Genomic DNA, 25,877 nt, shown 5'->3' on the forward strand with positions numbered 1-25,877 from the left:
CAAGGGTGACTCGGAACCCATGACAGTGAATCAGTTCAAGTGCGATACGATTCCCGATATACACTCCTCAAGGATCATTTCCCCCTTCTCAGGCGTCGAATTGAGCGGAGAAGACAGGGTCCCGGACGGTGCTACCCAGGAAGGATCGGGAGGAAAGACATCGTAGGGAGGGAAGGTGGCCGGCTCTACGTCGACAGCCTTCGACATGTCGACGAGCTCAGGATGAAGCTTGAGCATGATCGACGTCTCCAGCACACCGCCATGCTCAACGGCCCAGCCTGTGAAACCATCGGGGAACACCTTCTCGATAGTCTCATCGCTGATGAAGTCCCAGTAGGAGAGCAGGTAGATCCTGATCGAAATCCCCTCGCCCTTGCACTTGTTGACCAGCCTGTCGGCGGCCTCGCAGAGGTGCATGGAGTTCTCGAAGTGGCCATTGATCAGGATGAACTCGCGATTCCCATGGTTGACATAGGCCTGCAGCACATCGAATACATAGTTCTCGAGCGAAGCGCCCGACACGCAAGTCGTACCGGGAAAGAAGTTGCCCCCACCAGACTTCACCTGTGACTTGTATCCATAGCTGATGGCGGGAGCCACCAGCATATTGTGGCTTCTTTCCGCCACCTTCTCGCCAATATGGCTGGGAATCAGCACATCGGGATTGAGCGACATATGCGGTCCATGCTGCTCGATGGCCCCCACCGGGAGGATGATTCTGCACTGACCACTTTCCGTCAGCGACTTGTAGGTTACCCAGTCAAGGTTTTCTATCTTGACACTACTCATCACGTTTCTCCCCGCACGCTATCGTCAAGAAGGGGGAGCAGAGCTCCCCCTTTGTCGTTAAAACATTACTTGATGATATTGTGCTCCGGGCCATACGGGAAACCGGTGATATTGTCGGCTCCATGCTCGTTGACCACCAGGATATCGTGCTCGCGGTAGCCGCCGGCACCCGGCAGACCCTCCGGTACGGTGATCATCGGCTCCATGGAGACCACCATGTTGGGCTCGATCACGGTCTCGATGTCCTCACGCAGCTCCAGACCCGCCTCGCGGCCGTAGTAGTGGCTCAGGGTGCCGAAGGAGTGGCCGTAACCGAAGGTGCGGTACTTGAGCAGGTCGTGCTTGGCGAAGATCTCGTTGAGCTCATGGGCGATGTCACAGCAACGCACCCCGGGCTTGATCAGCTCCTGGCCGCGGCGGTGCACCTCGCAGTTCACCTCCCACAGACGCAGGTGCTCGTCGGAGGCATGGCCGAGGAACAGGGTGCGCTCCAGGGCGGTGTAGTAGCCGGAGATCATCGGGAATGTGTTCAGGCTGAGGATATCACCGGGCTGCACGCGGCGGCTGGTCACCGGGTTGTGAGCACCGTCGGTGTTGATTCCGGACTGGAACCACACCCAGGTATCCATCAGCTCGCTGTTGGGGTAGGTCTTGGCGATCTCGCGCACCATGGCGGCCTGACCGGCCAGCGACACCTCATACTCCGGCACGCCGGCGTAGATGGCATCGCGCACGGCCACACCACCCACGTCGGCGATGCGAGCACCCTGGCGGATCAGCGCGATCTCTTCGTCGGACTTGACCATGCGCATCTGCATGGTGGGGACGCCGGCGTCGACCAGCTCGACATCACCCAGGGCATCGAGGAGCTTCTGCTTGTTCTGCAGCGTCATGTGGTCATACTCGACGCCGACGCGACGCTTGCCTTCACAGAGCTGCTTGACGGCCTTGAAGAAGTTGTCCTTCTGCCAGTCGGTGTAGACGATGTTGTCGCCCAGACGATTGCGGCGATAGGGCTGACCACCGTCGATGTTGGCGGTCACGGTGGTGAAGTTGTCCTGGGTCACCACCAGGCCGTAGTCACGGCCGAACTTGCAGTAGACGAAGTCACTGAAGTAGTTGATGTTGTGATAGGAGGTCAGTACGACAGCATCGACCTGGTTCTTCGCCATGTAGTCGCGCAGGCGAGCGAGGCGTCCCTTCATCTCGTTATCGGAGAACGTCGGTACCACCTTCTCGCCGTTGGGGATCTCGATCAGTGACGGCAGTTGCATGTTGTTATCTCCTCTTGTGTCAACGGAATCGTCATACCAGCCAGGCGTTTCCGGCCTCTGATGCCGGTATCGGGACGCCCCTCGCTTGCCATGTTGTACGGGTTACTGCTGGTACGAATGACTATGGCCAGACACCTTCCGTTGCACCAATGACTAGTGCAAATCCCCCCATTAGCGAGCGAAATACGCCATATATTCAATGACTTGATAGCCAGGGAGATCTTGAGGAGCGGCTATTGGGAGCCTTGACGGCGTGCCTCCCGCGGAGAATGGCCATAGCGTTCGCTGAAGGCCCGCGAAAAGCTGGACGCGGAGGAGAAGCCACAGGCCAGGCCGATGGCGAGTACATCCATGTCGGTCTCGATAAGCAGGTGCTGGGCACGCTCCAGGCGCAGGCCCAGGTACCAGCTACGTGGAGTAGCGGTGAGGTGGCGTTCGAAGAGGCGCTGCAGCTGTCGCAGGGAGACACCGCAGCGGCGGGCGATTTCTGCCACCGACAATGGGGCTTCCAGGTGGCGCTCCATCAGCGCTACCGCCTCCACAAGGCGACGGTTATGGGTTCCCAGGCGTCGCGCCAGGGTCATCCGCTGCTGGTCGCCGCGACTGCGCAACCGTTCGTGGATCAGCTGTTCGGAGACATCGATGGCCAGCCGCGTGCCGTGACGTCGGGCGATCACCGCCAGGGCCATGTCCATGGCCGCGGCTCCGCCGGCACAGGAGAAGCGCCGCTCGCCGAGCTCGAAAAGCTCATCGGAGGTGGGGATGGCGGGGAAGCGTTCGCGGAAGACGGGCAGACTCTCCCAGTGCAGGGTGACCCGCTCGCCCTTGAGCAGGCCGGCGGCGGCGAGCAGGAAACAGCCGGTATCCAGCCCCCCCAGGGCTCCCCCGGCCTGGTCGAGGCGATGCAACCATGCCATCAACGGGCGACCGAGGTAGGCCTCGGGCTCGAAGCCGCTGCATACCGCCAGGGAGGGAAGATGGTGAACCTCGTCGATGGCGCAGTCGACGAGCAGGGTCATGTCATTACTGGCGGTGACCGGCTCGCCATCGACGCTGATCAGTGTCCAGTCGAACAGTGGCCGACCGCTGATGCGGTTGGCGATACGCAGCGGCTCCACCGCGGCGAAGAACGCCATCATCGAGAACTGCGGCAGCAGTAGAAACCCCACCTGCTCGGGCAACGGGCCCGTGTACTCCAGTCGCACGCTCTCCCCTCTCGTCAGCCGCCGATTCTCTCATTCGCCACCCCTCTCACCTGCCCCTTCATCTGCCACAACGCCTTGCCACCCTTCTGGATTGGGCTTAATCGTCAACCACCATCAGATCGCGCATCTTCTGCTCGTCGAGCACCGTGAGCCGCTGACGATCGATATTGATGGCGCCGCTGTCGCGCAGCTTGCCCAGTAGTCGGGAGAGGGTCTCCGGGGTCACCGCCAGCTGGGCGGCCAGCCAGCGCTTGGGAATGGTCAGGCGCACCACTCGCGGCTCGTTGCTTCGCCCCGATGGTAGCTGGCGCAGGATGTAGCTGACCAGCCGCGACATGGCATCGCCCTGGGTCAGCAGCGCCATGTCCTCGAGACGGTCGGTAAGTTCCAGCGCCAGGCGACTCATGAACTCGGCGCGACATTCGGGGTGACGATCCATGGCCTCGCGGCAGCGCGCGGCAGGGATCGACAGCACATGGGTTCGGCGCAGCGCCTCGGAGGAGTAGAGATAGACGCCCTCTCGGGAGACCATGCTCAGCTCGCCCAGGGTGCCCCCTCGCTCCACGCAGCGGATGGTGGCCAGCCGGCCGTCGCCGGCGCTGCGCACCAGCCGTACCGCCCCGCTGATCACGATATGCAGCCACTCGGCAGGGGTGTCCTGGCGAAACAGCCACTCGCGGCTGGCCAGGGTGCGCGGCTCGCAGTCCTCGAGCAGCGCCTCGACCTCCGCGTCGGAGAGCGCACCGAGCCACGGCACACCGCGCACCAGATCACGCAGCTGGCGCGGCTTGAACAGCAGGTCAGCGGCCGAACTGGGCGGCTGGGCAGTATCCATAGGCATGGTGTTCCTCCACATCGGTATCCGCGTCGACCAGCAGGTAGCCATGGGCCTGGCTGGCGGCACTCAGCATATGCGACCCCTGCCCACCGGCCAGCTGCGCCACCGGTGTGCCGGAACTCCAGTCGATCACGACGCGCAGCAATTCGCGGCGCCCACGCGGCCCACGTCGTGAAAAGCCGGCCTTGACCGGGAAGCGTTGCAGCGGCGGCGGCGTCATGCCCTGGCGCCCCTGCAGCAGCGGCAGGGCGAGGAATTGCCACCCCACCAGCGAGGCCACGGGATTGCCCGGCAGGGCGACCAGAGGTGTGCCGGCGTCGAGGGATTCACCAAGAAAGCCCAGGGCGAAGGGCTTGCCAGGCTTGATCCCCACCCCATGAAAGACGATGCCCCCCAGCCGCTCGATGGCCGGGCGCACATGATCCTCCTCGCCCACCGATACACCACCGCTACAGACTACCAGATCGGCCTCGTCGCGGGCCCGTTCCAGGGCTCGATGCAGCTCATGAGGGTCATCCAGAACCACGCCGATATCGATCAGCTCGATGCTCTGGTGGGCCATCAGCGCCTTGAGCATCGCGCGGTTGCTGTCGAAGATCTGGCCCGGGGCACGCGGCTGGCCCGGTTCGATCAGCTCGTCGCCGGTGGAGAGCAGCGCGACCCTCACCCGTCGCCTCACCGTTACCTCGGCGATGCCATGACTGGCCAGCAGGGCTATCGCGGCGGCCTCGAGACGAGTGTTCGAGGCGAGCAGCGGTGTCCCGGCACGACTCTCCTCGCCCTGGCGGCGGATATTGGCCCCCGGAGAGAGGCCTCCCTCGACATGCACCCGGCCCTCGGCATCCAGACGCACCTTCTCCTGTGGCACCACGGCATCGGCCCCGATGGGTACCGGGGCGCCGGTGAAGATACGCGCACAGCCCCCCTCGGGGAGGTGCATCACGCCGGCACCGGCGGGTACGCGCTGGATGACCGGCAGGCCCCGGGGGGTCAGCTCGGCCAGCCGCAGGGCATAGCCGTCCATGGCACTGTTATCGACGCCGGGCAGATCCAGGGCGGCGGCGACAGCGTCACCCAACACGCGCCCCTCGGCCTCCTCCAGTGCCACCCGCTCGACCCCTGCCACCGGACGGGCCGCGGTGGCCATGCGCTCACGCGCGTCGAACAGATCGACCAGCCCCGGGGTGATCACCTCCGCACAGCCGCAGTTCATGCGCCAACCTCCTCGCCGCTTTGCGTCTCGCTCAGCGCCTCGCCAGGCGCCGCCTCGGGCTGGCGGCTGGCACAGCTCGAGCCATGCGGCAGCACCATGGCCACGAAGTTGCAGGGCCGGGTACGGGCATCGAGCTGTTCGAGCAGAATACCGTCCCAGGCGGTGGCACACGCCTTGGGCGAACCGGGCATGGCAAACACCAGGGTCCGGTCGATCAGCCCCGCCACGGCACGGGACTGAATGGTGGAGGTGCCGATCGTGGCCAGCGACAGATGGCGGAACAGCTCGCCGTAGCCATCGACCGCCTTGTCGAACAGCGGGGCCAGTGCCTCAGGGGTGGTATCGCGGGTGGTAAAGCCGGTGCCGCCGTTGACCAGCACCACCTGGATGTCGTCGCGTACCACCCACTTCGAGACCACCGCCCGAATGCGATAGATGTCGTCGGGCACTATGCAGCGCTCCACCAGGGTATGGCCGGCATCGGTCAGGCGCGCGGAAAGCAGATCACCGCTGCCATCCTCCGCGAAGCCGCGGGTGTCCGAAACGGTCAGCACGGCGATACCGAGAGGGGCAAAGGGTGTATTGGCAGAAACATGGGACATGAGGGCCTCCTTTCCGGCCATGGTGCGGCGGAGCGGGGTGGGGGGGAAGTGACGGGCATCAAGAAAGCGCAAGATCCTGCCGCCCGGTGGAGCGACAGGATCTCGAGGGAGGGGATTACTGCATCAGGGCGCTGCCGCTCTCGTCGTCGAGGCTGACGCCTTCGACGCCGATCTCCGCCTGAAGCGCCATCAGATAGTGGCGCAGGGCGCGGCGGGTGGACTGCTCGCGCAGGCTGTGGCGCACATGCTCGGCCACCTCTTCATAGGGACGCTCGCGCCCCTCCTGGCGGGCATCGATGCTGACCACATGCCAGCCGTAACGCGAGGCGAGGGGTCGATCATGGAGCCCTTCGGGCAGGCGATGCAGGGCATCGTCGAGCTCGGCCACGGTCTGGCCCGGGGCCAGCCAGCCCAGCTCGCCGCCCTCCTCCTTCGAGGGACAGGCGGAGTGGCGCTGGGCAAACTCGGTAAAGCGCTCGGGATGCTCGCCCAGCTCCTTGACGAGCTTCTCGCCCAGACGATAGCCGGCATCCCGGGCCTCGGCATCATCCGGCGCCGCGGCCAGCAGGATATGGCGAACCTGCAGCCGCGTCGGCTCACTGAAGCGCTCGGCATGGGTAGCGTGGAAGCGCCTGCAGTCCTCCTCCGAGGGCTCGGGCACCTCCAGCTCCTGCTCCAGCAGGGCGGCGATGATGGCATCATCCTCGTCGAGGTCCGCACCGTCGGCATCGGCCAGGCCAAGGGCGGCGGCGCGCTGGCGGAGCAGCTCGCGCACCACCAGGGCGCGGGCGGCCTTGAGCTGGGCGGTACCGGCGCTGTCCGCCGGGTGATACTGCATCTCCTGGGCGATGTCGGCCTCCGCGATGGTGGCCTCGCCGACCCGGATGGGAGGGGGGCTCGCGCCCCCGGGAATCATCTCGATATCGATCTTTTGCATGCTTTTTTCCTCGAAACCGTTTCAGCCCCGCTTGCGCACCAGCTGGTAACGACGGGTCACGTAGCCGAAGGGCACGCTCCACACATGGACCAGGCGCGAGAACGGGAACAGCAGAATGATGGTCATGCCCAGGAAGATATGAATCTTGTAGATCCAGGAGACCTCGGCCATGTAGTCCGCCGCGCCGCCGCTGAAGAAGATGATCGACTGGGCCCAGCTGGAGAGAGTCAGCATCATCGCGCCGTCCAGGTGACCCAGCGAGAAGATGACGGTGATCAGCCCCAGGAACGCCTGGAACACGATCAGGCCGAGAATCACGGTATCCATGGGGCTAGAAGAGGCGCGCACCCGCGGATTGGTGATCCGGCGATGCAGCAGCATGGCGCCGCCCACGAGGCAGGCAATGCCAGCCGCCCCGCCGACGATGATGGCGATCAGCTGCTTGGTGCCGGCGTGCAGGAAGGGTGCGTAGACCCAGTGCGGGGTCAGCATGCCGAACAGGTGGCCGAAGAAGATCACGATGATGCCGACATGGAAGAGGTTGCTGGCCAGACGCATGTTCTTCGAGGTGAGCATCTGGCTCGAGCCGGTCTTCCAGGTGTATTGCCCATGGTCGTAACGCAGCAGGCTGCCGACCAGGAACACCGTACCGGCCAGATACGGATAGTAGCCGTAGATCAGGTGTTGCAGATATTCGGAAAACATGGTGATTCTCCTTAACGGTCGGTCGGGCCGCGGTCGGCGGCGCTACTCGCGGCACTGCCGGGCAGGATTCGAACGGGGTCGCTGGGCACGGCCTTCTTGCGCTCGGCCAGCCGGCGCCCCTCGGCGGACTGCAGGGCACAATCCTGGTCGGAATCGGCGGTGAAGCGTACCGCCTCCTCTTCCCACACCTCGTCCAGGGCCTCGGCGGTGTAGTCGGGCGCCTCCTCCTTCGCCGTCCGGCGATGGGCGGCGACGTCGTCATCGGCACCGATCAGCGCCAGCAGCGCCAGGGGCACCAGGGCATAATCGGCCTCACGCTCCTCGAGACGCGCGGTCAGCAGCGCCAGGATATGGCGGATCTCCCCCAGCCAGCGGCCGATCTCGGCCTCGGAGCGGGTGGAGAGATACTCCAGGAACAGCGGCAGATAGTCCGGCAGTTCATGGGCGTCGAGCTCGAAGCCCGCGGCACGATACTCGGCCATCAGATCGACCATCGCCTGGCCGCGGTCGCGGGACTCGCCATGCACATGCTCGAACAGCAGCAGCGAGGTATTGCGACCGCGATCGAACAGCGCCACATACTCCGCCTGCAGATCCATAAGGTCGGCCTCCAGGAGACGCTGGCACCAATCCATCAGGGCGGTGCGTCGCGCCGCCGACAGGCGGCGCTCGGCATCGAGGATCTCGATCATCTCCGGGGCGGCGGCCTGGAGCTCCTCGGTGGGGTAGTCCAGCAGCCGGGCCAGCACGCGCAGGCTCAGCATGTCTGCCACCGGCTCCATCTGTTGTACGGCTTCAGCCATGACGGGCCTCCTCGGTTTTCTTGTCGCTCCGGGCACTGCTCTGTGCTTTTTCTTGAGAGCCGGGATCGAAGGTCTCTACCGGCTTCACCAGGGTCGCGGTGGTCTTGCGGCCGCCGAACAGGCTCTCGCTGCTGTCGCCGTGGCAGCCATCACCGAAGCTGAAGCCGCAGCCGCCACGCTCCGGGAAGGCCTCGGTGGCCATCTCGCGATGGCTGGTGGGGATCACGAAGCGATCCTCGTAGTTGGCGATGGCCAGGTAGCGGTACATCTCCTCCACCTGCTGCTCGGTCAGGCCGACGCCCTCCAGCACCTCGGTGTTGGCCTGGCCCTCCACATGCTTGCCGCGCATGTAGAGGCGCATGGCCATCAGGCGCTTGAGCGCCAGCACCACGGGCTCCTCCTCACCGGCGGTCAGCATGTTGGCCAGGTACTTCACCGGAATGCGCAGCGACTCGATCCTGGGCATCACGCCGTCGAACTCGACCTTGCCGGCCTCGGCGGCGGACTGGATCGGCGACAGCGGCGGCACATACCAGACCATCGGCAGGGTGCGATACTCGGGGTGCAGCGGCAGCGCCAGCCCCCAGTCCATGGCCATCTTGTAGACCGGCGAGGCCTGGGCGGCCTTGATCACGTTATCGGTGATGCCATCCTTCCTGGCCTGGGCGATCACTTCCGGGTCGTTGGGATCCAGGAAGATCTCGCACTGACGATGATAGAGATCGCGCACGTCCGGTGAGCTTGCCACCTCCTCGATGCGGTCGGCATCGTAGAGCAGCACACCGAGGTAGCGAATGCGGCCCACACAGGTCTCGGAGCAGACCGTCGGCTGGCCGGCCTCGATGCGTGGGTAGCAGAAGATGCACTTCTCGGACTTGCCGGTCTTCCAGTTGTAGTAGATCTTCTTGTAGGGACAGCCGGAGATGCACATCCGCCAGCCGCGGCACTTGTCCTGGTCGATCAGGACGATGCCGTCCTCCTCGCGCTTGTAGATGGCACCGGAGGGGCAGCTCGCCACGCAGGTCGGGTTCAGGCAGTGCTCGCACAGGCGCGGCAGATACATCATGAAGGTGTTCTCGAACTGGCCGTAGATATCGGCCTGCACCTTCTCGAAGTTCATGTCCTTGCGCCGCTTGGCGAACTCGGTGCCCAGTATCTCCTCCCAGTTGGGACCCCACTCGATCTTGTTCATGCGCTGGCCGGAGATCAGCGAGCGCGGCCGCGCGGTGGGCTGGTGCTCCCCCTGCTTGGCGGTGTGCAGATGCTCGTAGTCGAAGGTGAACGGCTCATAGTAGTCGTCGATCTCCGGCAGGTCGGGGTTGGCGAAGATATTCGCCAGCACCCGCCACTTGCCGCCGATGCGCGGCTCGATCTTGCCGTCCTTGCGGCGCATCCAGCCGCCCTTCCACTTGCCCTGGTTCTCCCACTCCTTGGGATAACCGATGCCGGGCTTGGTCTCGACGTTGTTGAACCAGGCGTACTCCACTCCCTCACGACTGGTCCAGACGTTCTTGCAGGTCACCGAGCAGGTGTGGCAGCCGATGCACTTGTCGAGGTTGAGGACCATGCCTACCTGGGAACGAATCTTCATTTCACGGCCTCCTGCTCGTAATCATTGCCTTCACCGTCCAGCCAGTCGATCTTCTTCATCTTGCGCACGATAACGAACTCATCGCGGTTGGAACCGACGGTGCCGTAGTAGTTGAAGCTGTAGGAGAGCTGCGCGTAGCCACCGATCATATGGGTCGGCTTGGGACACACACGCGTCACCGAGTTGTGGATGCCGCCACGGGTGCCGGTCATCTCGGAGCCCGGCATGTTCAGGATCCGCTCCTGAGCGTGATACATCATCGCCATGCCGTTCTTGACCCGCTGACTGACCACCGCCCGGGCCGCGATGGCGCCGTTGGCGTTGTAGAGCTCGATCCAGTCGTTATCCTCGACACCGATGGATTTCGCATCGTCCTCGGACATCCAGACGATCGGACCGCCCCGCGACAGGGTCTGCATCAGCAGGTTGTCGCTGTAGGTGGAGTGGATGCCCCACTTCTGGTGCGGAGTGATCCAGTTCAGCGCGATCTCCGGGTTGCCGTTGTCCTTGTTTTCTGCAAAACCGTGCTCGGCCACGCTTACCGCCGCCTTGGTGTCGATGGGCGGACGATAGACCAGCAGGCTCTCGCCGAAGGCGCGCATCCAGGGGTGATCCTGGTAGAACTGCTGGCGACCGCTCACCGTGCGCCACGGGATCAGCTCATGCACGTTGGTGTAACCGGCGTTGTAGGAGACATGCTCGTCCTCGAGGCCGGACCAGGTGGGGCTGGAGATGATCTTGCGCGGCTGGGCGACGATGTCGCGGAAGCGGATCTTCTCGTCCTCCTTGGGCAGCGCCAGGTGGGTATGATCCCGCCCGGTGATCTTGGAGAGCGCATCCCAGGCCTTCACCGCCACCTGGCCATTGGTCTCCGGCGCCAGGGTCAGGATCATCTCGGCGGCATCGACGGCACTGTCGAGACGCGGACGGCCCTTGTGCGGCCCCTCGGTCTTGCGGTGGTTGAGCTTGCCGAGCAGGTCCACCTCGGACTCGGTCTTCCAGCTGATGCCCTTGCCGCCGTTGCCGATGCTCTCGAGCAGCGGGCCGATGGAGGTGAAGCGCTCATAGGTCTCGGGGTAGTTACGCTTGACCTCGATCAGCGCCGGCATGGTCTTGCCGGGAATGGGCTCGCACTCGCCCTTCTTCCAGTCCTTCACATCGACCTGAGCCAGCTCGGCCGGGGAGTCGTGCTGATGCGGCAGGGTGACCAGGTCGGTCTCCTCGCCCAGATGCCCCTCGGCGGCCGCGGAGAAGGACTTGGCGATGCCCTTGAAGATCTCCCAGTCGCTGCGCGACTCCCACGCCGGGTCGGTGGCCGCGGTCAGCGGGTGGATGAAGGGGTGCATGTCGGAGGTGTTGAGGTCGTCCTTCTCGTACCAGGTCGCCGTGGGCAGCACGACATCCGAGTAGAGGCAGGTGGTGGACATGCGGAAGTCCAGGGTCACCAGCAGGTCGACCTTGCCCTCGGGGGCATCGTCATGCCACTTGACCTCTTCCGGCTTCTGGCCGCCGAAGTCGCCCAGGTCCTTGCCCTGGATACCGTGACGGGTACCCAGCAGGTACTTGAGCATGTACTCGTGGCCCTTGCCGGAGCTGCCCAGCAGGTTGGAACGCCAGATGAACATGTTGCGGGGGAAGTTCTGGGGATTGTCCGGATCCTCCGCGGCGAAGGCGAGCTTGCCCTCCTTGAGCTGCTGGACGGCGTAGTCCTGGGTCGACATGCCGGCGGCCTCGGCGGCCGCGGCCAGGCGCAGCGGGTTGGTACCCAGCTGAGGCGCGGAAGGCAGCCAGCCCATGCGCTCGGCGCGCACGTTGAAGTCGATCAGGCTGCCGGGGTAGTCCTCGGCCTTGGCCAGCGGCGACAGGATCTCCTTGATCTCGAGCTTCTCGTAGCGCCACTGGGAGGAGTGGTTGTAGAAGAAGGAGGTACCGTTCATATGGCGCGGCGGACGCTGCCAATCGAGGCCGAAGGCCAGCGGGGTCCAGCCGGTCTGCGGGCGCAGCTTCTCCTGCCCCACATAGTGGGACCAGCCGCCGCCGCTCTGCCCGATGCAGCCACACATGACCAGCATGTTGATCAGGCCACGGTAGTTCATGTCCATGTGGTACCAGTGGTTCATGCCGGCACCGACGATGATCATGCTGCGACCCTGGGTCTTGTCGGCATTCTCGGCGAACTCACGGGCGATACGGGTGGCCTGCTCGGCGGGCACGCCGGTGATCTTCTCCTGCCAGGCCGGGGTGTAGGGCTTCACCTCGTCCAGGGAGGTGGCACCGTCATCCTCGCCAAACCCGCGGTCGATGCCGTAGTTGGCGCACATCAGGTCGAACACCGTGACCGCCAGCGCCTCGGAGCCGTCGGCCTTCTTCAGGCGCTTGACGGGCAGGCTGTGGAACAGCAGCTCGTCGCTGGCGCCGCCGCTCTTGACGTGATCGAAGTGTTCGTGAGCGATGCCGCCGAAGTAGGGGAAGGCGACCTTCGCCACCTCGTCATGCCTGTCGGCCAGGGTCAGCAGCGGCTTGATCTCGGTGCCTTCGGCGTCCAGCGGCTCGAGGTTCCACTTGCCCACCTCGTCGCCGGTCTCGCCGCTATTTTCACCCCAACGGAAACCGATGGAGCCACGCGGGACCACCAGCTGATCGCGGGTCTCATCCCACGCCACGGTCTTCCACTCGGGGTTGTTGCCCTGGCCCAGGCTCGCCTCGAAGTCGCTGGCGCGCATCTGGCGTCCCGGCGCATAGCTGCCGTCCTCGCGAGCCTCGAGCTCGACCAGGAACGGCATGTCGGTATAGCGCCGCACATAGTCGGTGAAGTAGCTGCTGCTCTTCTCGAGGTGGAACTCCTTGAGGATGACGTGACCCATGGCCATGGCCAGGGCGGCATCGGTGCCCTGCTTGGCGGAGAGCCACTCGTCGGTGAGCTTGGAGACCTCGGCGTAGTCCGGGGTGATCGAGACGGTCTTGGTACCCTTGTAGCGCACCTCGGTGAAGAAGTGGGCGTCCGGGGTCCGCGTCTGCGGCACGTTGGAGCCCCAGGCGATGATGTAGCCGGAGTTGTACCAGTCGGCGGACTCGGGCACGTCGGTCTGCTCGCCCCAGGTCTGGGGGCTGGCCGGGGGCAGGTCGCAGTACCAGTCGTAGAACGACAGGCAGACGCCGCCGATCAGCGACAGATAGCGGGCACCGGAGGCGTAGCTGACCATGGACATGGCGGGAATCGGCGAGAAGCCGATGATGCGGTCCGGCCCGTACTGCTTGGTGGTATAGACGTTGGAGGCGCCGATCAGCTGGTTAAGCTCGTTCCAGTCGGCGCGCACGAAGCCGCCCATGCCGCGGGCACGCTTGTACTGCTTGGCCTTGGCCGGGTCCTCGACGATGGAGGCCCACGCCTCGACCGGGTCCCTCTTCTCGTTCAGCGCCTGGCGCCACAGCTTGAGCAGCGGCTTGCGGATCAGCGGATACTTGAGACGGTTGGCACTGTACATGTACCAGGAGTAGCTGGCACCGCGCGGACAACCCCGCGGCTCGTGGTTGGGCAGGTCGGGCCGGGTGCGCGGATAGTCGGTCTGCTGGGTCTCCCAGGTGACCAGGCCATTCTTGACGTAGATCTTCCAGCTGCAGGATCCAGTGCAGTTCACCCCATGGGTAGAGCGCACGATCTTGTCATGCTGCCAGCGCTGCCGGTAGCCGTTCTCCCAGCCGCGGGACTCGTCGCGCAGCTCGCCGTGATCATTGGCAAAGGGCTCGCGGGCCTTGCGGAAGAAGTTCAGCCGATCGATGAAGTGACTCATGGTCGCTCTCCAGGCTCCTGAAAAAGAGGTGTGACCTCGCGGGGCCACTCGGTCAGCCTGGATCGAGTGCGCATCATGCGTGGACCAGGCCGGTGACATGCAGGCAATTCTGGGTGATCGGCGCGACGATTACTGCCCGGTTACCTCCATATACCGCCTCTGTACCACCAAGGAGATAGAGGCCCATCATGGGCGAGGTATCGCCTTTATCAGGCCCCTTTATCAGGCCCCTTTTCGCCCCGCGCCGTTGACGTGATCCCAGAGCATCACCAGCATGCACACCACCAGCGACGCGTAGAGAAACATGAACCCCGCGGTGCGGATGCCTAGCCAGTGATTGCCCAGGGCGAACATCAGCGGTAGCAGAGCGCCAAACAGGCCGCCCAGGGTCAGTGCCAGCCCACCCACCAGCGCCAGCTGACTGCCGTGGTCGCGGTGAATCATGCGCATCAGGCTGCCCTGTCCCACCCCCATGATCAGCCCCATGGTCACCAGCAGCGTCAGAAAGCCCCACAGTGGCGCGGCATAGTGCAGCGTCAGCACCCGGCCCACCCCCTCGATCTGCATGGTGAAGGGGGGGTAGGAGAGCAGGAACAGGCAGACCAGCACGCAGGCGCTGACCCCCCAGCGCAGGGCGCGAAAGTCGTGGGCGTCCCCCCAGGCGCCGCCAGCCACCTGCCCCAGCCCCACCGCCAGCGGGAAAGGCAGTGCCAGCAGCGCGGCACTTCGCAACTCCAGGCCATACTGGTCACCGAGGTAGCCCGGCAGCCACAGCGACAGCGCCACGAAGGCGCCATAGAAGAAGCTGTAGACCACCGCCAGTCGCCAGGGGCGCCAGTGTCGCAGGGCCTCGAGCCAGCCCGGCCGCTCTCCTCTCGTCATGTCGTCATCGTCGATCTCGCCCGAAGCGGCCGGGGGATCCGGGTCATCGGCGAACAGCCACAACAGCGCCGCCACCGCCAGCACCGGCAGCAGATAGAGCAGAGGGGCACTGCGCCAGCCATAGGCCTGGCTGATCAGCGGCAGCAGCAGGTAGCTAAGCCCGGCCCCCACCATCCCGGCACCATAGAGCCCCAGCGCCAGACCGGCATGCCGCCGCGGTGACAGCTCGGCCACATAGACCAGCCCCGCCGCCAGCGAGCCGGCCCCCAGCCCCAGGCCGGCGCCGGCGAGCAGGAAGTGCAGATAGGTGCTGGAGTGGGCCACCGCCCACAGGAAGGGACAGATCAGCAGCAGGCAGGCGATCATCACTCGCCGCCCCCCGTGACGCCGGGCCAGGGCGGCCATGGGCAGCGCCGCGAGCGCCCCGGTCAACATGGGGGTGGCCAGCATAAGCGCGAAGCCGAGCTCACTCAGCCCCAGCATGGCGCGCAGCTCCAGCCCCAGCACCGCGAAGATGGTCCAGCTGGCGAACACCAGCGCAAAGGCCAGCGGCGACAGCAGGACCACCACCAGGGGACGGTAGCCGACGACGGCATCGCGCTCGGAGACGTGGGGCATCGCAAGGCCAGGGAGCGGTGGAGTGTGGTCAAAGTCTCTGTAGAGCCGCCCCCGGGGTCAAAGGGGCAGTGGAGGTACCTGCCCTACCCCCTTGGGTGTAGTAGACTCGAGCCAGCACCATGCAATGCGCCACTCCCCGACGGCCTGTGGAGACTATGAAACTGCTGCAACACTCCCTGGTGGCCCGCATCGTCGCCTCGCTGCTCGCCATCAGCGCCATGGCCCTGGTCAGTATCGTGGTCACCATGACGGTGGCCCACGACAGCCGCGGTGACGCCGCCGCCATCAACGTGGCCGGCTCGCTGCGCATGAACACCTACCAGATCGTCGCGGCCCTGCAACGTTATGAGCGGCACCCCGAACCGGCGCAACGTGAGCGAGTGGAAGCGCTGATGTCACGCCTGGAGACCCGCCTGGCCAGCCCACGACTGACCGCCACGCTGCCCACGGCCGAGGACCATCCCCTGCGGGAGCAGTACCGGCTGCTGGTGGCGAGCTGGCACACGGCGCTGGCTCCCCAGGTGAGCCAGGCCATCGACGAGGCAAGAATTCAGGTCGACCCGCTGCGTCAGGCGCTGGACAGCCTGGTGGCGGACATCGACCGGCTGGTCTGGCTCCTCGAACGGAACAGCGAATCGAAGATCCAGCTGCTCAGCGCCCTGCAGATCCTGTTTCTGATACTGACCGCGGTCGTGGTGGCGATCGCCCTCTATGATATTCGTCACAACCTGGTGGTGCCGTTGCGCCAGCTGGTGGTACTCGCCCGCGAGGCCGCTCGACGCAACTTCGATTATCGAACGCACCTTACGGGCAACGACGAGCTCGCCCTGCTCGGGCGCACCCTGGACGGCATGGCGACGGAGCTCGGTGCCAGCTACGCCGAGCTGGAGGCACGTGCCTCGCGCAAGCAGCGGGAGCTCGAGCGCAGCAATCGAGCCATGGAGGTGATGCACGATGGCAGCCGCGCGCTCTACGGCGGTGGCAACGACCTCTGCGCCAGCGCCGCGCCCATGCTGCGCGAGCTGGAGCAGCTGCTCGAGGTCGGTCCGATTCGGCTATCGCTGAACGACCCCTACGATGATCGCCAGATCCCGATACTGGCCACCCATTCGCCGCGCCGCCCGGAGTATTGCCGCGATCACGACTGCCACGCCTGCCTGATCGACCCCGTGCCGCTCAGGCTTGAGCAGACCGAACAGGGCGAGTGCGTGCTGCTGCCGGTGAGCGTCGGCGAGCTGATGCTCGGCACCCTGGAGGTGTGGCACCCCAAAAACCAGCCCCTCACCGACAGCGTGCGCCGCCTGCTCAATGCCCTGGCCGACCAGCTGGCCAATGCGATCTATCTGCAGCGTCGAATCGAGGAGCAGCAGCAGGTGTCGCTGATGAACGAGCGCGCCATCATCGCCCGGGAGCTGCATGACTCCCTGGCCCAGTCACTCTCCTATCTCAAGATGCAGGTGGCGCGCCTGGAGCGCATGCAGCTCAAGGAGATGCCGCGGGAGAGCCAGGCGCCGGTGTTCGACGAGCTGCGCACCGGGCTCGACAGCGCCTACCGTCAGCTGCGCGAGCTGCTGACCACCTTCCGCCTCAAGCTGGAGGCTCCGGGCCTGGCCAGTGCACTGCGTCAGACGGCACGGGAGTTCGGCGAGCGCCTCGGTTTCAGTGTCCCCCTGGAGATCGATGTACCGCCCCATCTGCTCAGTCCCAATGAGGAGATCCATGTACTGCAGGTGGTGCGCGAGGCGCTGGCCAACGTGCTCAAGCATGCCAATGCCCACTGGACCGCCGTCTCCGTCAGCTTCCAGGCGGCCCGGCTACACGTTGTCATCGAGGATGACGGTATCGGCCTGGCCGACGACAGCTCGCCACCGATGCACTACGGGCTGGTGATCATGCGCGACCGCGCCGACTCCCTGGGCGGCCGCCTGAGCCTGCATAACCGCCCCGGCGGCGGTACACGGGTCGAGCTGATCTTCACGCCCCAGACCGCCCGCTTGATCCATCAGCAGGTGACCCCCCACCCAGACGACGCCACCCTGAATGCCGATGAGGTGGCCGATTTCCCCCATGGCCACAGGAGTCGAGGATGACCGCCATCACGACCGATCACCCCGCCACCATCCTGATCATCGACGATCATCCGCTGCTGCGGCGCGGCGTCTCCCAGCTGCTGGAACTTGAGGATGACCTGCTGCTCGCCGGCGAGGCCGGGGAGCCCGAAGAGGGGATCCGCCTGGCACAGGAGCTCGACCCCGACATGGTGCTGCTCGACCTCAACATGCCGGGAATCGACGGCATCGAGACGCTCAGGCGGCTGCGCGGCAACGGCTTCGCCGGCCGCGTGGTGATGTTCACGGTCTCGGACCATGAAGAGGATGTGGTCAATGCCCTGCAGTCTGGCGCCGACGGCTACCTGCTCAAGGACATGGATCCCGACGAGATGATTCGCCAGCTGCGCCAGGCGGCACTGGGTCGCATGGTGCTCAGCGAGAGCCTGACATCGCTGCTCGCCGATGCCCTGCGCAAGCAGCGCAGCCAGCCGGCGGCACCGGATATCCACAGCCTGACCCAGCGGGAACGCGAGATCCTGCGCGAGCTGGCCGCGGGGCTCTCCAACAAGATGATCGCCCGCAAGCTGGAGATCACCGAGGGCACGGTGAAGGTGCACGTCAAGCACCTGCTCAAGAAGCTCAACCTGCGCTCGCGGGTCGAGGCGGCGGTGTGGGCCGTGCAGGAGGGCATCGAGCGCTAGCCGAAGCGGGCTCTGTGTGGATACCTCCAAATACCCCCGGGGCGTCGACGCGCTCCTTGCCCTTACCTATACAATAAAAATAAACCAATAAAAACATAAAGCTAACAACGACCCTCTCCTACCCCCCTGGAGGTATGCCACCGCCAGGGGGAGCCGCATGCCACGTTTCCCGATGCCGCCGCGCGGCGTATCTTTCCCCCATCTTCGCGCGCCTTGATATTGATCAACCCGATCATGGCCGATGCGAGCACCGCTAGACCTCAAGGGGGAAACGTCATGACCAGAAAGAATGCCGACATCGAACGGTGGGATGTCGAGAACGAGGAGTTCTGGGAGTCGGAGGGCAAGAGGGTTGCCAACCGCAACCTGTGGGTCTCCATTCCCAGCCTGCTGCTGGGCTTCGCCATCTGGCTGATGTGGGGCATGATCACCACGCAGATGCAGAACCTGGGCTTTCCGTTCTCGGTGGAGCAGCTGTTCACCCTGACCGCGATTGCCGGCCTGGCCGGTGCCACCCTGCGCATCCCCGCCTCCTTCATGATCCGTATCGCCGGTGGTCGCAATACCATCTTCCTGACCACCGCCCTGCTGATGCTCCCCGCCATGGGCACCGGCATCGCGTTGATGAACCCCGGGACGCCGTTCTGGGTGTTCCAGGCCCTGGCACTGCTCTCGGGCATCGGCGGCGGCAACTTCGCCAACTCGATGAGCAACATCTCCAACTTCTTCCCCAAGAAACAGCAGGGCTATGCCCTGGGCATGAACGCCGGGCTCGGCAACTTCGGCGTCACCACCATGCAGATCCTGATCCCGCTGGTGATGACAGTGGGCATCTTCGGCGCCTTGGGTGGCGAACCGATGGCGCTCGAGAAGGCCAGCGGCACCCTGATCGGGCGCATCGAGGCGGGCACCGATACCTGGATCCAGAACGCCGGCTTCGTGTGGATGCTGCTGCTGATTCCGCTGGCCTTCGCGGGCTGGTTCGGCATGAACAACCTGCGCACGATCACCCCGAACCCGGGCTCCCCGCTGCAGGCCTTCGGCAAGATTCTCGGCCTCTACGGGGTCGGCATCGTGACCTCCATCGCCGGCGTGGTGGCGCTGGGCTATCTCAACATGTGGATCGCCCTGCCGCTGACCATTGTGCTGACCGTGGTGCTGCTGCGCCTGATCCCGGGTGATATCAAGCCCGCCATCAAGAAGCAGTTCGAGATCTTCTCCAACAAGCACACCTGGTCGATGACCGTGCTCTATATCGCCACCTTCGGCTCCTTCATCGGCTTCTCCGCGGCCCTGCCGCTCTCCATCTCGGTGATCTTCGGCAACATGATGGAGGTGGCCGCCGATGGCAGCATGACCCGTGTCGCCAACCCGGACGCCCCCAGCGCCCTGACCTGGGCCTGGATGGGTCCCTTCGTCGGCGCCCTGATCCGCCCGGTGGGCGGCTGGATCTCCGACAAGCTGGGCGGCTCCATCGTCACCCAGGTGATCACCGCGATCATGGTGGTGGGCTCCGTGGGCGCCGGCTACGTGATGATGCTGGCCTACAACTCCACCGACCCCAACCAGTACTTCTGGATGTTCCTGCTGCTGTTCATCCTGCTGTTTGCCGCCAGCGGCATTGGCAACGGTTCGACCTTCCGCAGCATCGGCTTCATCTTCGACCCCCAGCAGAAGGGCCCGGCACTGGGCTGGACCTCCGCCGTCGCCGCCTATGGCTCCTTTATCGCGCCCCGGGTGATGGGTGAGCAGATCAAGGCCGGCACACCGGAGCTCGCCATGTACGGCTTCGCGGTCTTCTACGCCGTCTGCCTGGTGGTCAACTGGTGGTTCTACCTGCGTCCCGGCGCCTATGTGAAGAACCCCTGATCACTTACCGAACCCGATATCGTCCCTTAACCCGATAGACTCGGAGGGTCCCATGGCCTCTGAACGCTTCAAGCAGACCTCGGTGCTGATCGCCAACACCTTCGCCTTCACCATGTGCTTCATGGTGTGGACCATGTTCGGCGAGATCGGCGTGCCGATCGCCGAAGAGCTCAACCTCAACGGTACCCAGTTCGGTATCCTCACCGCGGTGCCCATCCTGACCGGCGCCCTGTCGCGCCTGCCCCTGGGCTCGCTGACCGACCGCCACGGCGGTCGGCCGGTGTTCTTCATCATCCTGCTGCTGATCGTGCCGGCCATCTGGCTGGTGCAGTTCGCCACCGAGTATTGGCAGCTGCTGGTGCTGGGTGCCTTCGTCGGCCTGGCCGGCGGCTCCTTCTCGGTGGGCATCACCTACACCGCCAAGTGGTTCGAGAAGGATCGCCAGGGCCTGGCCATGGGCATCTTCGGTGCCGGCAACGCCGGTGCCGCGGTCACCAAGTTCATCGCCCCCACCGTGATCGTGGTGCTGGGCTGGCAGGCGGTGCCCAATATCTACGCGGGCATCATGCTGGTCACCGCCGTGCTGTTCTGGTGCTTCACCTACTCCAACCCGGCCCATCGCAGCAGCAGCAGCGTCTCGCTGCGTGACCAGCTCAAGGTGCTCAACGACCCCCGGGTGTGGAAGTACTGTCAGTACTACTCCGTGGTGTTCGGCGGCTATGTCGGTGTCTCCCTGTGGCTGACCCGCTACTACATGGGAGAGTACGGCCTCGGCATTCAGGTCGCTGCCCTGATCGCCACCATCTTCGTGCTGCCCTCGGGGGTAATTCGCGCCTTTGGCGGCTGGCTCTCCGACCGCTTCGGTGCGCATACCGTCACCTGGGCCTGCATGTGGGCCAGCCTGATCGCGCTGTTCATCATGTCCTATCCCGAGACCCAGTACCGTGTGGCCGGCGCCGGTGGCGAAGGGGTGGTGGAGTTCGGCTTCGGCATCCCGGTGTGGCTGTTCACCAGTGCGCTGTTCGTGGTGGGCATCGCCTGGGGCATCGGCAAGGCCTCGGTCTTCAAGTACCTCTCCAACGAGTACCACGAGAACCTGGGCCTGGTCTCCGGCATCGTCGGCCTGGCCGGCGGGGTGGGTGGCTTCCTGCTGCCGATCATGTTCGGCGCCCTGGTGGACCTCACCGGCGTGGCCACCACCGTATGGATGCTCTGCTTCGGCGTGACCCTGGTCTCGATCATCTGGATGTGGTGGACCGAGCGTCGTGTTCCGATGCTGACCCGCGACGAGAAGCACCCTGGCCACTCGGCCGCGACCCCGGGTGTCGACGTTCGGTCCATCGAAACCAAGCCGGCCGAGAGTTGATCCAGGCCAAGGCTTTTCGTGCGACCTCGCGCTATAGTAGCATCTTGAATACATCATTAGACCGGCTCGCCAGGGCCGGTCGCCCGTCACGCGAGGACCCGCCATGTCCACCCCTCAGGCCATACCCGCCAACGCTCATCGTCTGGACGAAGCGTCTCCCGGCAAGCAGTCCCGGGGTCGCGGCGCCGCCATCATCGTCTACATGCTCTTCCTGGGTAGCGTGCTGGCGGTGGTAACGGCGCCTGTCGGCGTGCTGATCGCCCACATCAAGCAGCCCAGCGCCGAGCCCTGGGTGCGCACCCACCTGCAGTTCCAGATTCGCACCTTCTGGCTGGGCGTGCTGGGTGGGGCGTTCTTCACCGCCGCCTGGCAACTGCTCGGTCTGGTCGGCACGCCGCCCATGGCCCCTTGGGCCCTGGGCTATCTCTACTTCACCGCCTGCCTGATCTGGATGGTCGGCCGCTGTGCCGTGGGCATCGCCCGCCTGACCTCCAACCGCCCGGTGGATAACCCGCGCAGCCTGGCCTTCGGCGGCGCCCGGGTCACCCTGAGCGACGCATGAGGGAGCAGGAGCTTCCCAACCCCGGCTGGGGGCCGCTCTCTGCCCTGCCCGGCAATCCGCTGATATGGGTGCTGATCCTCAGCGAAATGCTGGTGTTCATGGCATTCTTCGCCCTCTACTCCTCGGAGCGCGCCGCCCAGGTGGCGCTGTTCGACGCCTCCCAGCAGCAGCTCGACCCGCTGCTGGGAGGGCTCAACACTTTGGTGCTGCTGACCAGCGGGCTCTGTGTGGCATTGGCGGTGGAGGCCACCGCCAGCGAGCGTATCCGGCGTGCCCGCCAGTGGCTCGCCGCCGCCATGGGGCTCGGTGTGCTGTTCGGCGTGATCAAGGTGGTCGAGTATTCGAGCAAGTTCGCCATCGGCATCACCCCGGACACCAACACCTTCTTCGGCTTCTACTATGGGCTGACCGCCTTTCATTTCGCCCATGTGCTGTTCGGCCTGGCGCTGCTGGGACTGGTCAGCTGGCGTACCAGCCTGGAGAACGTGGAGACCGCCGCCGCCTTCTGGCATATGGTCGATCTGATCTGGATCCTGCTCTATCCGCTGCTTTATCTCTTGCGCTGAGGGCATTTATTGAGCTGAAGGCTCCCTGCTGCGCTGAAAACGGAGGTCGCATGACATCGCTGCCCGGCACCCGCCGCCTGCTGACCACCTGGGCCGTGCTGATGGGCCTGACGGTGGTGTCGATGGTCTCGGCGCTGCTCGACGCCAGTGACTGGCAGACGCTGCCGCTGTGGTCGGCGGCGCTGGTCCTCCTGGCCACCGGCTTCAAGGCCCAGCGCCTGCTGATGGTCTATCTCAACCTGCGCAGGGCCACCCCGGCCTGGAAGGGGGCCTTCGTGGGCCTGGTGATTCTCACCCTGGCGCTGATCGGTGCCGGCTATCTGGTGGGCCGGATGGCCTGAGGCCTGAGCGGCATACGGCAAAGGGCCTGCATCAGCAGGCCCTTTGCATTGTCCGGTAGCGCTCAGGACGACGAAGGCTTCACTTTAGCGTCGCTGTGGATGCTTCGGCGGTGCACTCGCCCGAGCCCAGCTCTCCAGGGAACGCCCCAGGCGCATCAGGCCGTAGACCAGCAGCGGCGCCAGCAGTATCAGGCCGACACCCCAGTCGCGGTTATTGATCAGCCACACCAGCGGCAGCACCAGCGCCACGGCGACCAGGCACCAGGCCGCCACGGCGAGGATCGGTCGGGTTCGAGAGGTCATGGGCGCATCTCCTCGGCGATGGTTCGGATGACAGCGGCTCAGGTGGCGATGATCTGGCGATAGATACTCGGCAACGCCAGGGCGAGGTGCTCGGGACGCTGTACGATGGCGTAGCCACCGCGACCGAACAGGTGAGGAATATACTGCCCCGCCTCGCGATCGATGGTCACCCCGAACACCTTCACCTCCTGGCGCCGCGCCTCGAGCACCGCCTTGCGGGTATCCTCGATGCCGTAGCGCCCCTCGTAGTAGTCGTTATCGTTGGGCTTGCCGTCGGTCAGCATCAGCAGCAGGCGATGACGATTGGGGCGCTCGCTCAGCTGCCTGGACAGGTGGCGAATCGCCGGCCCCATGCGCGTGTAGCTGCCCGGCTTCAGCGCCGATATGCGTCGGGTTACCCGCTCCCCCATGGGCTCGTCGAATGACTTTAGCGTATTGACCCACACCTTGTGGCGACGCTGGGAGGTGAAGCTGTGGATCGAATAGTCGTCGCCGCAGCCCGCCAGACCGTGCCCCAGCACCAGCAGGGCCTCCTTGGCCACATCGAGCACGCGGCGATCCTGCAGCCACGCCTCGGTGGAGAGCGACACATCCACCAGGATCGAGACCGCCAGATCCCGAGCCTGGGTGCGGCTGGCCAGATAGAGCCGGTCACTCGCCTCGCCGGTGGCGGCCAGGTCGCAGCGCGAGCGAATCACGGCGTCCATGTCGAGCTCGCTGCCATCCAGCTGACCGCGCAGGATCTCGCGCCGCGGGCGCAGCGCCTCGAATTCGCGCCGCACGCGACGGATACGCCGACGGGTCGCTTCATCCGGCTCCCAGTTCTCCCCCTCCTCGCTCTGCACGTCGCTGAGCACCAGGCAGTGATCGGGCAGATAGGCCTGCTTGCGATGGTTCCACTCCGGGTAGGGGTGCTTGCCCTTGAGGCGGCCACCGGCGGCCTCCTCGGGCGCCAGATCGAGGTCGAGCTTGAGACGGGAGGCGGCCTTCTTGCGGTTGGCACTAAGCACGATCTCGTCCATCTGGTCCGCGGCCTGGCGCGCCTCTTCCTCCTCCTCATCCTCAACATGACGGTTGAGGTTCACCATCTCGGCCCAGGAGAGCATCTTCTCCATATTGTTGAGCATCAGCGGGTCATCGCGATCGGCCTGTTCCTGCTCTCGACGATCGGCCTGGCGCTTGCCATGGTCGTCATCGGCCGAGGCGGCGGCCTCGGGCAGCTCCTCGTCATCCGCACTCTCCTCGCGGATGCCGGTGCTGGTCCCAAGGGTTACCGCCTGGCCCCAGAGCGGCACCGGCAGCGGCGGGCGATAGCCGCGGGGGGCACGAAACTCCTCGAGGGGGAGGTCATCCTCGCGGATGGCGCGCTGCATGGCCACCGCCCAGGCCTCCTCGGGGTCGGGCGCCCCCAGCTCGGCACAGAGTGCGGCCTCCAGGGCCCGCTCCATGGCGGGCAGGCGCTTGCGCTGCGGGCGGATGGCGAGCAGCTCGCCACACAGCCGCACATAGCGCTCGGTCAGCCCGGGGAAGCGCGCCAGGGCGGCTCGTGTGGTACGGCGCGCCTCGCGCAGCCGCGCCAGGTCGCCCTGCAGGGGATCCTCGGGAAGGCTCAGCGGCCGTGCCTCGGCCAGGTAGGCGGTCAGCCATAGATAGAGGTCGCGATTGAGGGAGGGCTCGGGAAACAGCGCCAGGCGCGGCGGCAGCAGCAGATGTTCCTCATCACGGCGGGCCTGGTCTAGGGACTCCTCGTCGAGACCCAGCCGCTGGCGCAGGCTCAGTCGGTGGGCCGAGGCGCGCCGGGCGATGGCGGCCACCTCGATGCCCTGCTCTCCTCCGCCGGCGCGAAAGAAGACGCCGAGCATGGGACGCAGGCTCTCGAGGCTGACCGCCGCCTCGGGGTGGTCGGGGTAGCTCGCCGCCCCGGAAGCCCAGCGGTGCCAGTAGCGGCCGACGGTCTCCTCGACCTCAAGAAAGTCCAGCATGATCGATCCTCAACCAAAGGTAGCCTGAACGGCCTCCATCAGGCCCTCCTGGACGTCGGCATCATCGGTGAGCGGCTCCACCAGGGTGGCGCGGGCGGCGTCGCGGATCGGCATGCCGGCCTGGATCAGGGTCGCGCAGTAGACCAGCAGGCGAGTGGAGATGCCCTCCTCCAGGTCCTGGCCCTTCATGGCACGCAGGCTGGCCGCCAGATTGACCAGTGCCGCGCAGCGATCCGGCTCCAGGCCGCTCTCGCGGGCCACGATATCGCGCTCGACCTTCGGCGGAGGGAAGTCGAAGGTCATCGCCACGAAGCGCTGGCGGGTGCTGGGTTTGAGTGACTTGAGGATATGCTGATAGCCGGGGTTGTAGGAGACCACCAGCATGAAGTCGTCCGGCGCCTCGAGCAGCTCGCCGGTACGCTCCAGCGGCAGTAGTCGGCGGTCGTCGGTGAGCGGGTGCAGCACCACGGTGACATCCTTGCGTGCCTCAACCACCTCATCGAGGTAGCAGATGCCGCCCTCGCGCACGGCACGGGTGAGTGGCCCATCGACCCAGCGCGTCTCGCCGCCCTGCAGCAGGTAGCGTCCGGTAAGGTCGGCGGCGGTGAGGTCGTCGTGACAGGAGACGGTGAACAGCGGCTTGCCCAGTCTGGCCGCCATATGGCTGACGAAGCGGGTCTTGCCACAGCCGGTAGGTCCCTTGAGCAGCAGCGGCAGGCGCTGGGCATAGGCGTGCTCGAACATCGCGCACTCGTTGCCCACGCTGTCGTAGTAGGGAATCTCCCGGTCGGCGGGTGACGCCGCCACGGTGGAGAGGGTCATGGCGTAACTCCATCAAAAAACAATCTTCGAAAACAATCTTCGAAAACAATCGAAGAGGGCCCCTTG

At 65.3% G+C, this 25,877-nt stretch carries 22 protein-coding genes; 7 read left to right on the forward strand and 15 right to left on the reverse strand.

Going from position 1 to position 25,877, the window contains the following annotated elements; all coding sequences use genetic code 11:
- Positions 1 to 30: 30 nt before the first annotated feature.
- The 12 genes from E0702_RS04180 to E0702_RS04235 all read right to left on the reverse strand — a co-directional run bounded on the left by E0702_RS04180 (position 31) and on the right by E0702_RS04235 (position 15,248).
- On the reverse strand, positions 31 to 789 hold the full coding sequence (locus E0702_RS04180; protein ID WP_132041715.1) for a creatininase: 759 nt from the start codon (positions 787 to 789) through the stop codon (positions 31 to 33).
- Between the two features lie 65 nt (positions 790 to 854).
- A complete protein-coding gene (locus tag E0702_RS04185) occupies positions 855 to 2,063 on the reverse strand; it encodes a M24 family metallopeptidase (RefSeq protein WP_132041716.1) in 1,209 nt (402 codons plus the stop codon).
- A 233-nt stretch (positions 2,064 to 2,296) separates the two neighbouring features.
- Complete coding sequence (locus E0702_RS04190; protein ID WP_132041717.1) at positions 2,297 to 3,268, reverse strand: GlxA family transcriptional regulator; 972 nt, start codon at positions 3,266 to 3,268, stop codon at positions 2,297 to 2,299.
- Between the two features lie 97 nt (positions 3,269 to 3,365).
- Positions 3,366 to 4,109, reverse strand: coding sequence for a Crp/Fnr family transcriptional regulator (locus E0702_RS04195; RefSeq protein ID WP_132041718.1), 744 nt, complete (start codon positions 4,107 to 4,109; stop codon positions 3,366 to 3,368).
- Entirely contained in the window at positions 4,069 to 5,319 is a 1,251-nt protein-coding gene (locus E0702_RS04200; RefSeq protein WP_132041719.1) for a molybdopterin molybdotransferase MoeA, read from the reverse strand. Before E0702_RS04200 ends, E0702_RS04195 begins: the two co-directional genes overlap by 41 nt.
- Positions 5,316 to 5,921, reverse strand: coding sequence for a molybdenum cofactor biosynthesis protein B (gene moaB, locus E0702_RS04205; RefSeq protein WP_132041720.1), 606 nt, complete (start codon positions 5,919 to 5,921; stop codon positions 5,316 to 5,318). The genes E0702_RS04200 and moaB overlap by 4 nt, the downstream gene beginning before the upstream one ends.
- Before the next feature lie 115 nt (positions 5,922 to 6,036).
- Positions 6,037 to 6,858, reverse strand: a complete 822-nt coding sequence (locus E0702_RS04210; RefSeq protein WP_132041721.1) for a peptidylprolyl isomerase — start codon at positions 6,856 to 6,858, stop codon at positions 6,037 to 6,039.
- A 21-nt stretch (positions 6,859 to 6,879) separates the two neighbouring features.
- Positions 6,880 to 7,563 carry a respiratory nitrate reductase subunit gamma gene (gene narI, locus E0702_RS04215; protein ID WP_132041722.1) on the reverse strand — a complete coding sequence of 228 codons (684 nt, stop codon included), beginning with the start codon at positions 7,561 to 7,563 and terminating at the stop codon, positions 6,880 to 6,882.
- A gap of 11 nt (positions 7,564 to 7,574) precedes the next feature.
- On the reverse strand, positions 7,575 to 8,366 hold the full coding sequence (narJ, locus tag E0702_RS04220) for a nitrate reductase molybdenum cofactor assembly chaperone (protein WP_165927476.1): 792 nt from the start codon (positions 8,364 to 8,366) through the stop codon (positions 7,575 to 7,577).
- Positions 8,359 to 9,957: a nitrate reductase subunit beta gene (narH, locus tag E0702_RS04225; RefSeq protein WP_132041723.1), complete on the reverse strand. Its 1,599-nt coding sequence runs from the start codon at positions 9,955 to 9,957 to the stop codon at positions 8,359 to 8,361. The genes narJ and narH overlap by 8 nt, the downstream gene beginning before the upstream one ends.
- On the reverse strand, positions 9,954 to 13,748 hold the full coding sequence (locus E0702_RS04230; protein ID WP_132041724.1) for a nitrate reductase subunit alpha: 3,795 nt from the start codon (positions 13,746 to 13,748) through the stop codon (positions 9,954 to 9,956). The genes narH and E0702_RS04230 overlap by 4 nt, the downstream gene beginning before the upstream one ends.
- A gap of 222 nt (positions 13,749 to 13,970) precedes the next feature.
- Positions 13,971 to 15,248, reverse strand: coding sequence for an MFS transporter (locus tag E0702_RS04235; RefSeq protein ID WP_132041725.1), 1,278 nt, complete (start codon positions 15,246 to 15,248; stop codon positions 13,971 to 13,973).
- Positions 15,249 to 15,403: 155 nt separating this feature from the next.
- Between E0702_RS04235 and E0702_RS04240 the strand changes: the two genes are divergently transcribed.
- The 7 genes from E0702_RS04240 (at position 15,404) to E0702_RS04270 (ending at position 22,704) form a co-directional block, all read left to right on the forward strand.
- Complete coding sequence (locus E0702_RS04240; protein ID WP_132041726.1) at positions 15,404 to 17,338, forward strand: type IV pili methyl-accepting chemotaxis transducer N-terminal domain-containing protein; 1,935 nt, start codon at positions 15,404 to 15,406, stop codon at positions 17,336 to 17,338.
- Entirely contained in the window at positions 17,335 to 18,000 is a 666-nt protein-coding gene (gene narL / locus E0702_RS04245) for a two-component system response regulator NarL (RefSeq protein WP_132041727.1), read from the forward strand. The genes E0702_RS04240 and narL overlap by 4 nt, the downstream gene beginning before the upstream one ends.
- Before the next feature lie 276 nt (positions 18,001 to 18,276).
- Positions 18,277 to 19,869, forward strand: a complete 1,593-nt coding sequence (locus E0702_RS04250; RefSeq protein WP_132041728.1) for an MFS transporter — start codon at positions 18,277 to 18,279, stop codon at positions 19,867 to 19,869.
- A gap of 52 nt (positions 19,870 to 19,921) precedes the next feature.
- Positions 19,922 to 21,235, forward strand: a complete 1,314-nt coding sequence (locus E0702_RS04255; RefSeq protein WP_132041729.1) for an MFS transporter — start codon at positions 19,922 to 19,924, stop codon at positions 21,233 to 21,235.
- A gap of 103 nt (positions 21,236 to 21,338) precedes the next feature.
- Positions 21,339 to 21,797 carry a DUF4870 family protein gene (locus E0702_RS04260; RefSeq protein ID WP_240721664.1) on the forward strand — a complete coding sequence of 153 codons (459 nt, stop codon included), beginning with the start codon at positions 21,339 to 21,341 and terminating at the stop codon, positions 21,795 to 21,797.
- Positions 21,794 to 22,363 carry a cytochrome c oxidase subunit 3 family protein gene (locus tag E0702_RS04265; RefSeq protein ID WP_132041730.1) on the forward strand — a complete coding sequence of 190 codons (570 nt, stop codon included), beginning with the start codon at positions 21,794 to 21,796 and terminating at the stop codon, positions 22,361 to 22,363. Before E0702_RS04260 ends, E0702_RS04265 begins: the two co-directional genes overlap by 4 nt.
- 50 nt (positions 22,364 to 22,413) lie before the next feature.
- Positions 22,414 to 22,704, forward strand: a complete 291-nt coding sequence (locus E0702_RS04270) for a cytochrome C oxidase subunit IV family protein (RefSeq protein ID WP_132041731.1) — start codon at positions 22,414 to 22,416, stop codon at positions 22,702 to 22,704.
- Between the two features lie 84 nt (positions 22,705 to 22,788).
- Here the strand turns inward: E0702_RS04270 and E0702_RS04275 are convergent, their stop codons facing one another.
- The 3 genes from E0702_RS04275 to E0702_RS04285 are packed head-to-tail and all read right to left on the reverse strand — an operon-like array spanning position 22,789 to position 25,811.
- Positions 22,789 to 23,007: a hypothetical protein gene (locus E0702_RS04275; RefSeq protein WP_132041732.1), complete on the reverse strand. Its 219-nt coding sequence runs from the start codon at positions 23,005 to 23,007 to the stop codon at positions 22,789 to 22,791.
- A gap of 38 nt (positions 23,008 to 23,045) precedes the next feature.
- Positions 23,046 to 24,989 carry a nitric oxide reductase activation protein NorD gene (locus E0702_RS04280; protein ID WP_132041733.1) on the reverse strand — a complete coding sequence of 648 codons (1,944 nt, stop codon included), beginning with the start codon at positions 24,987 to 24,989 and terminating at the stop codon, positions 23,046 to 23,048.
- 9 nt (positions 24,990 to 24,998) lie between these two features.
- Positions 24,999 to 25,811 carry a CbbQ/NirQ/NorQ/GpvN family protein gene (locus E0702_RS04285; RefSeq protein WP_132041734.1) on the reverse strand — a complete coding sequence of 271 codons (813 nt, stop codon included), beginning with the start codon at positions 25,809 to 25,811 and terminating at the stop codon, positions 24,999 to 25,001.
- Positions 25,812 to 25,877: the final 66 nt, after the last annotated feature.

Source organism: Halomonas marinisediminis, from assembly GCF_004347715.1.
Classification (GTDB): Bacteria; Pseudomonadota; Gammaproteobacteria; order Pseudomonadales; family Halomonadaceae; genus Halomonas; species Halomonas icarae.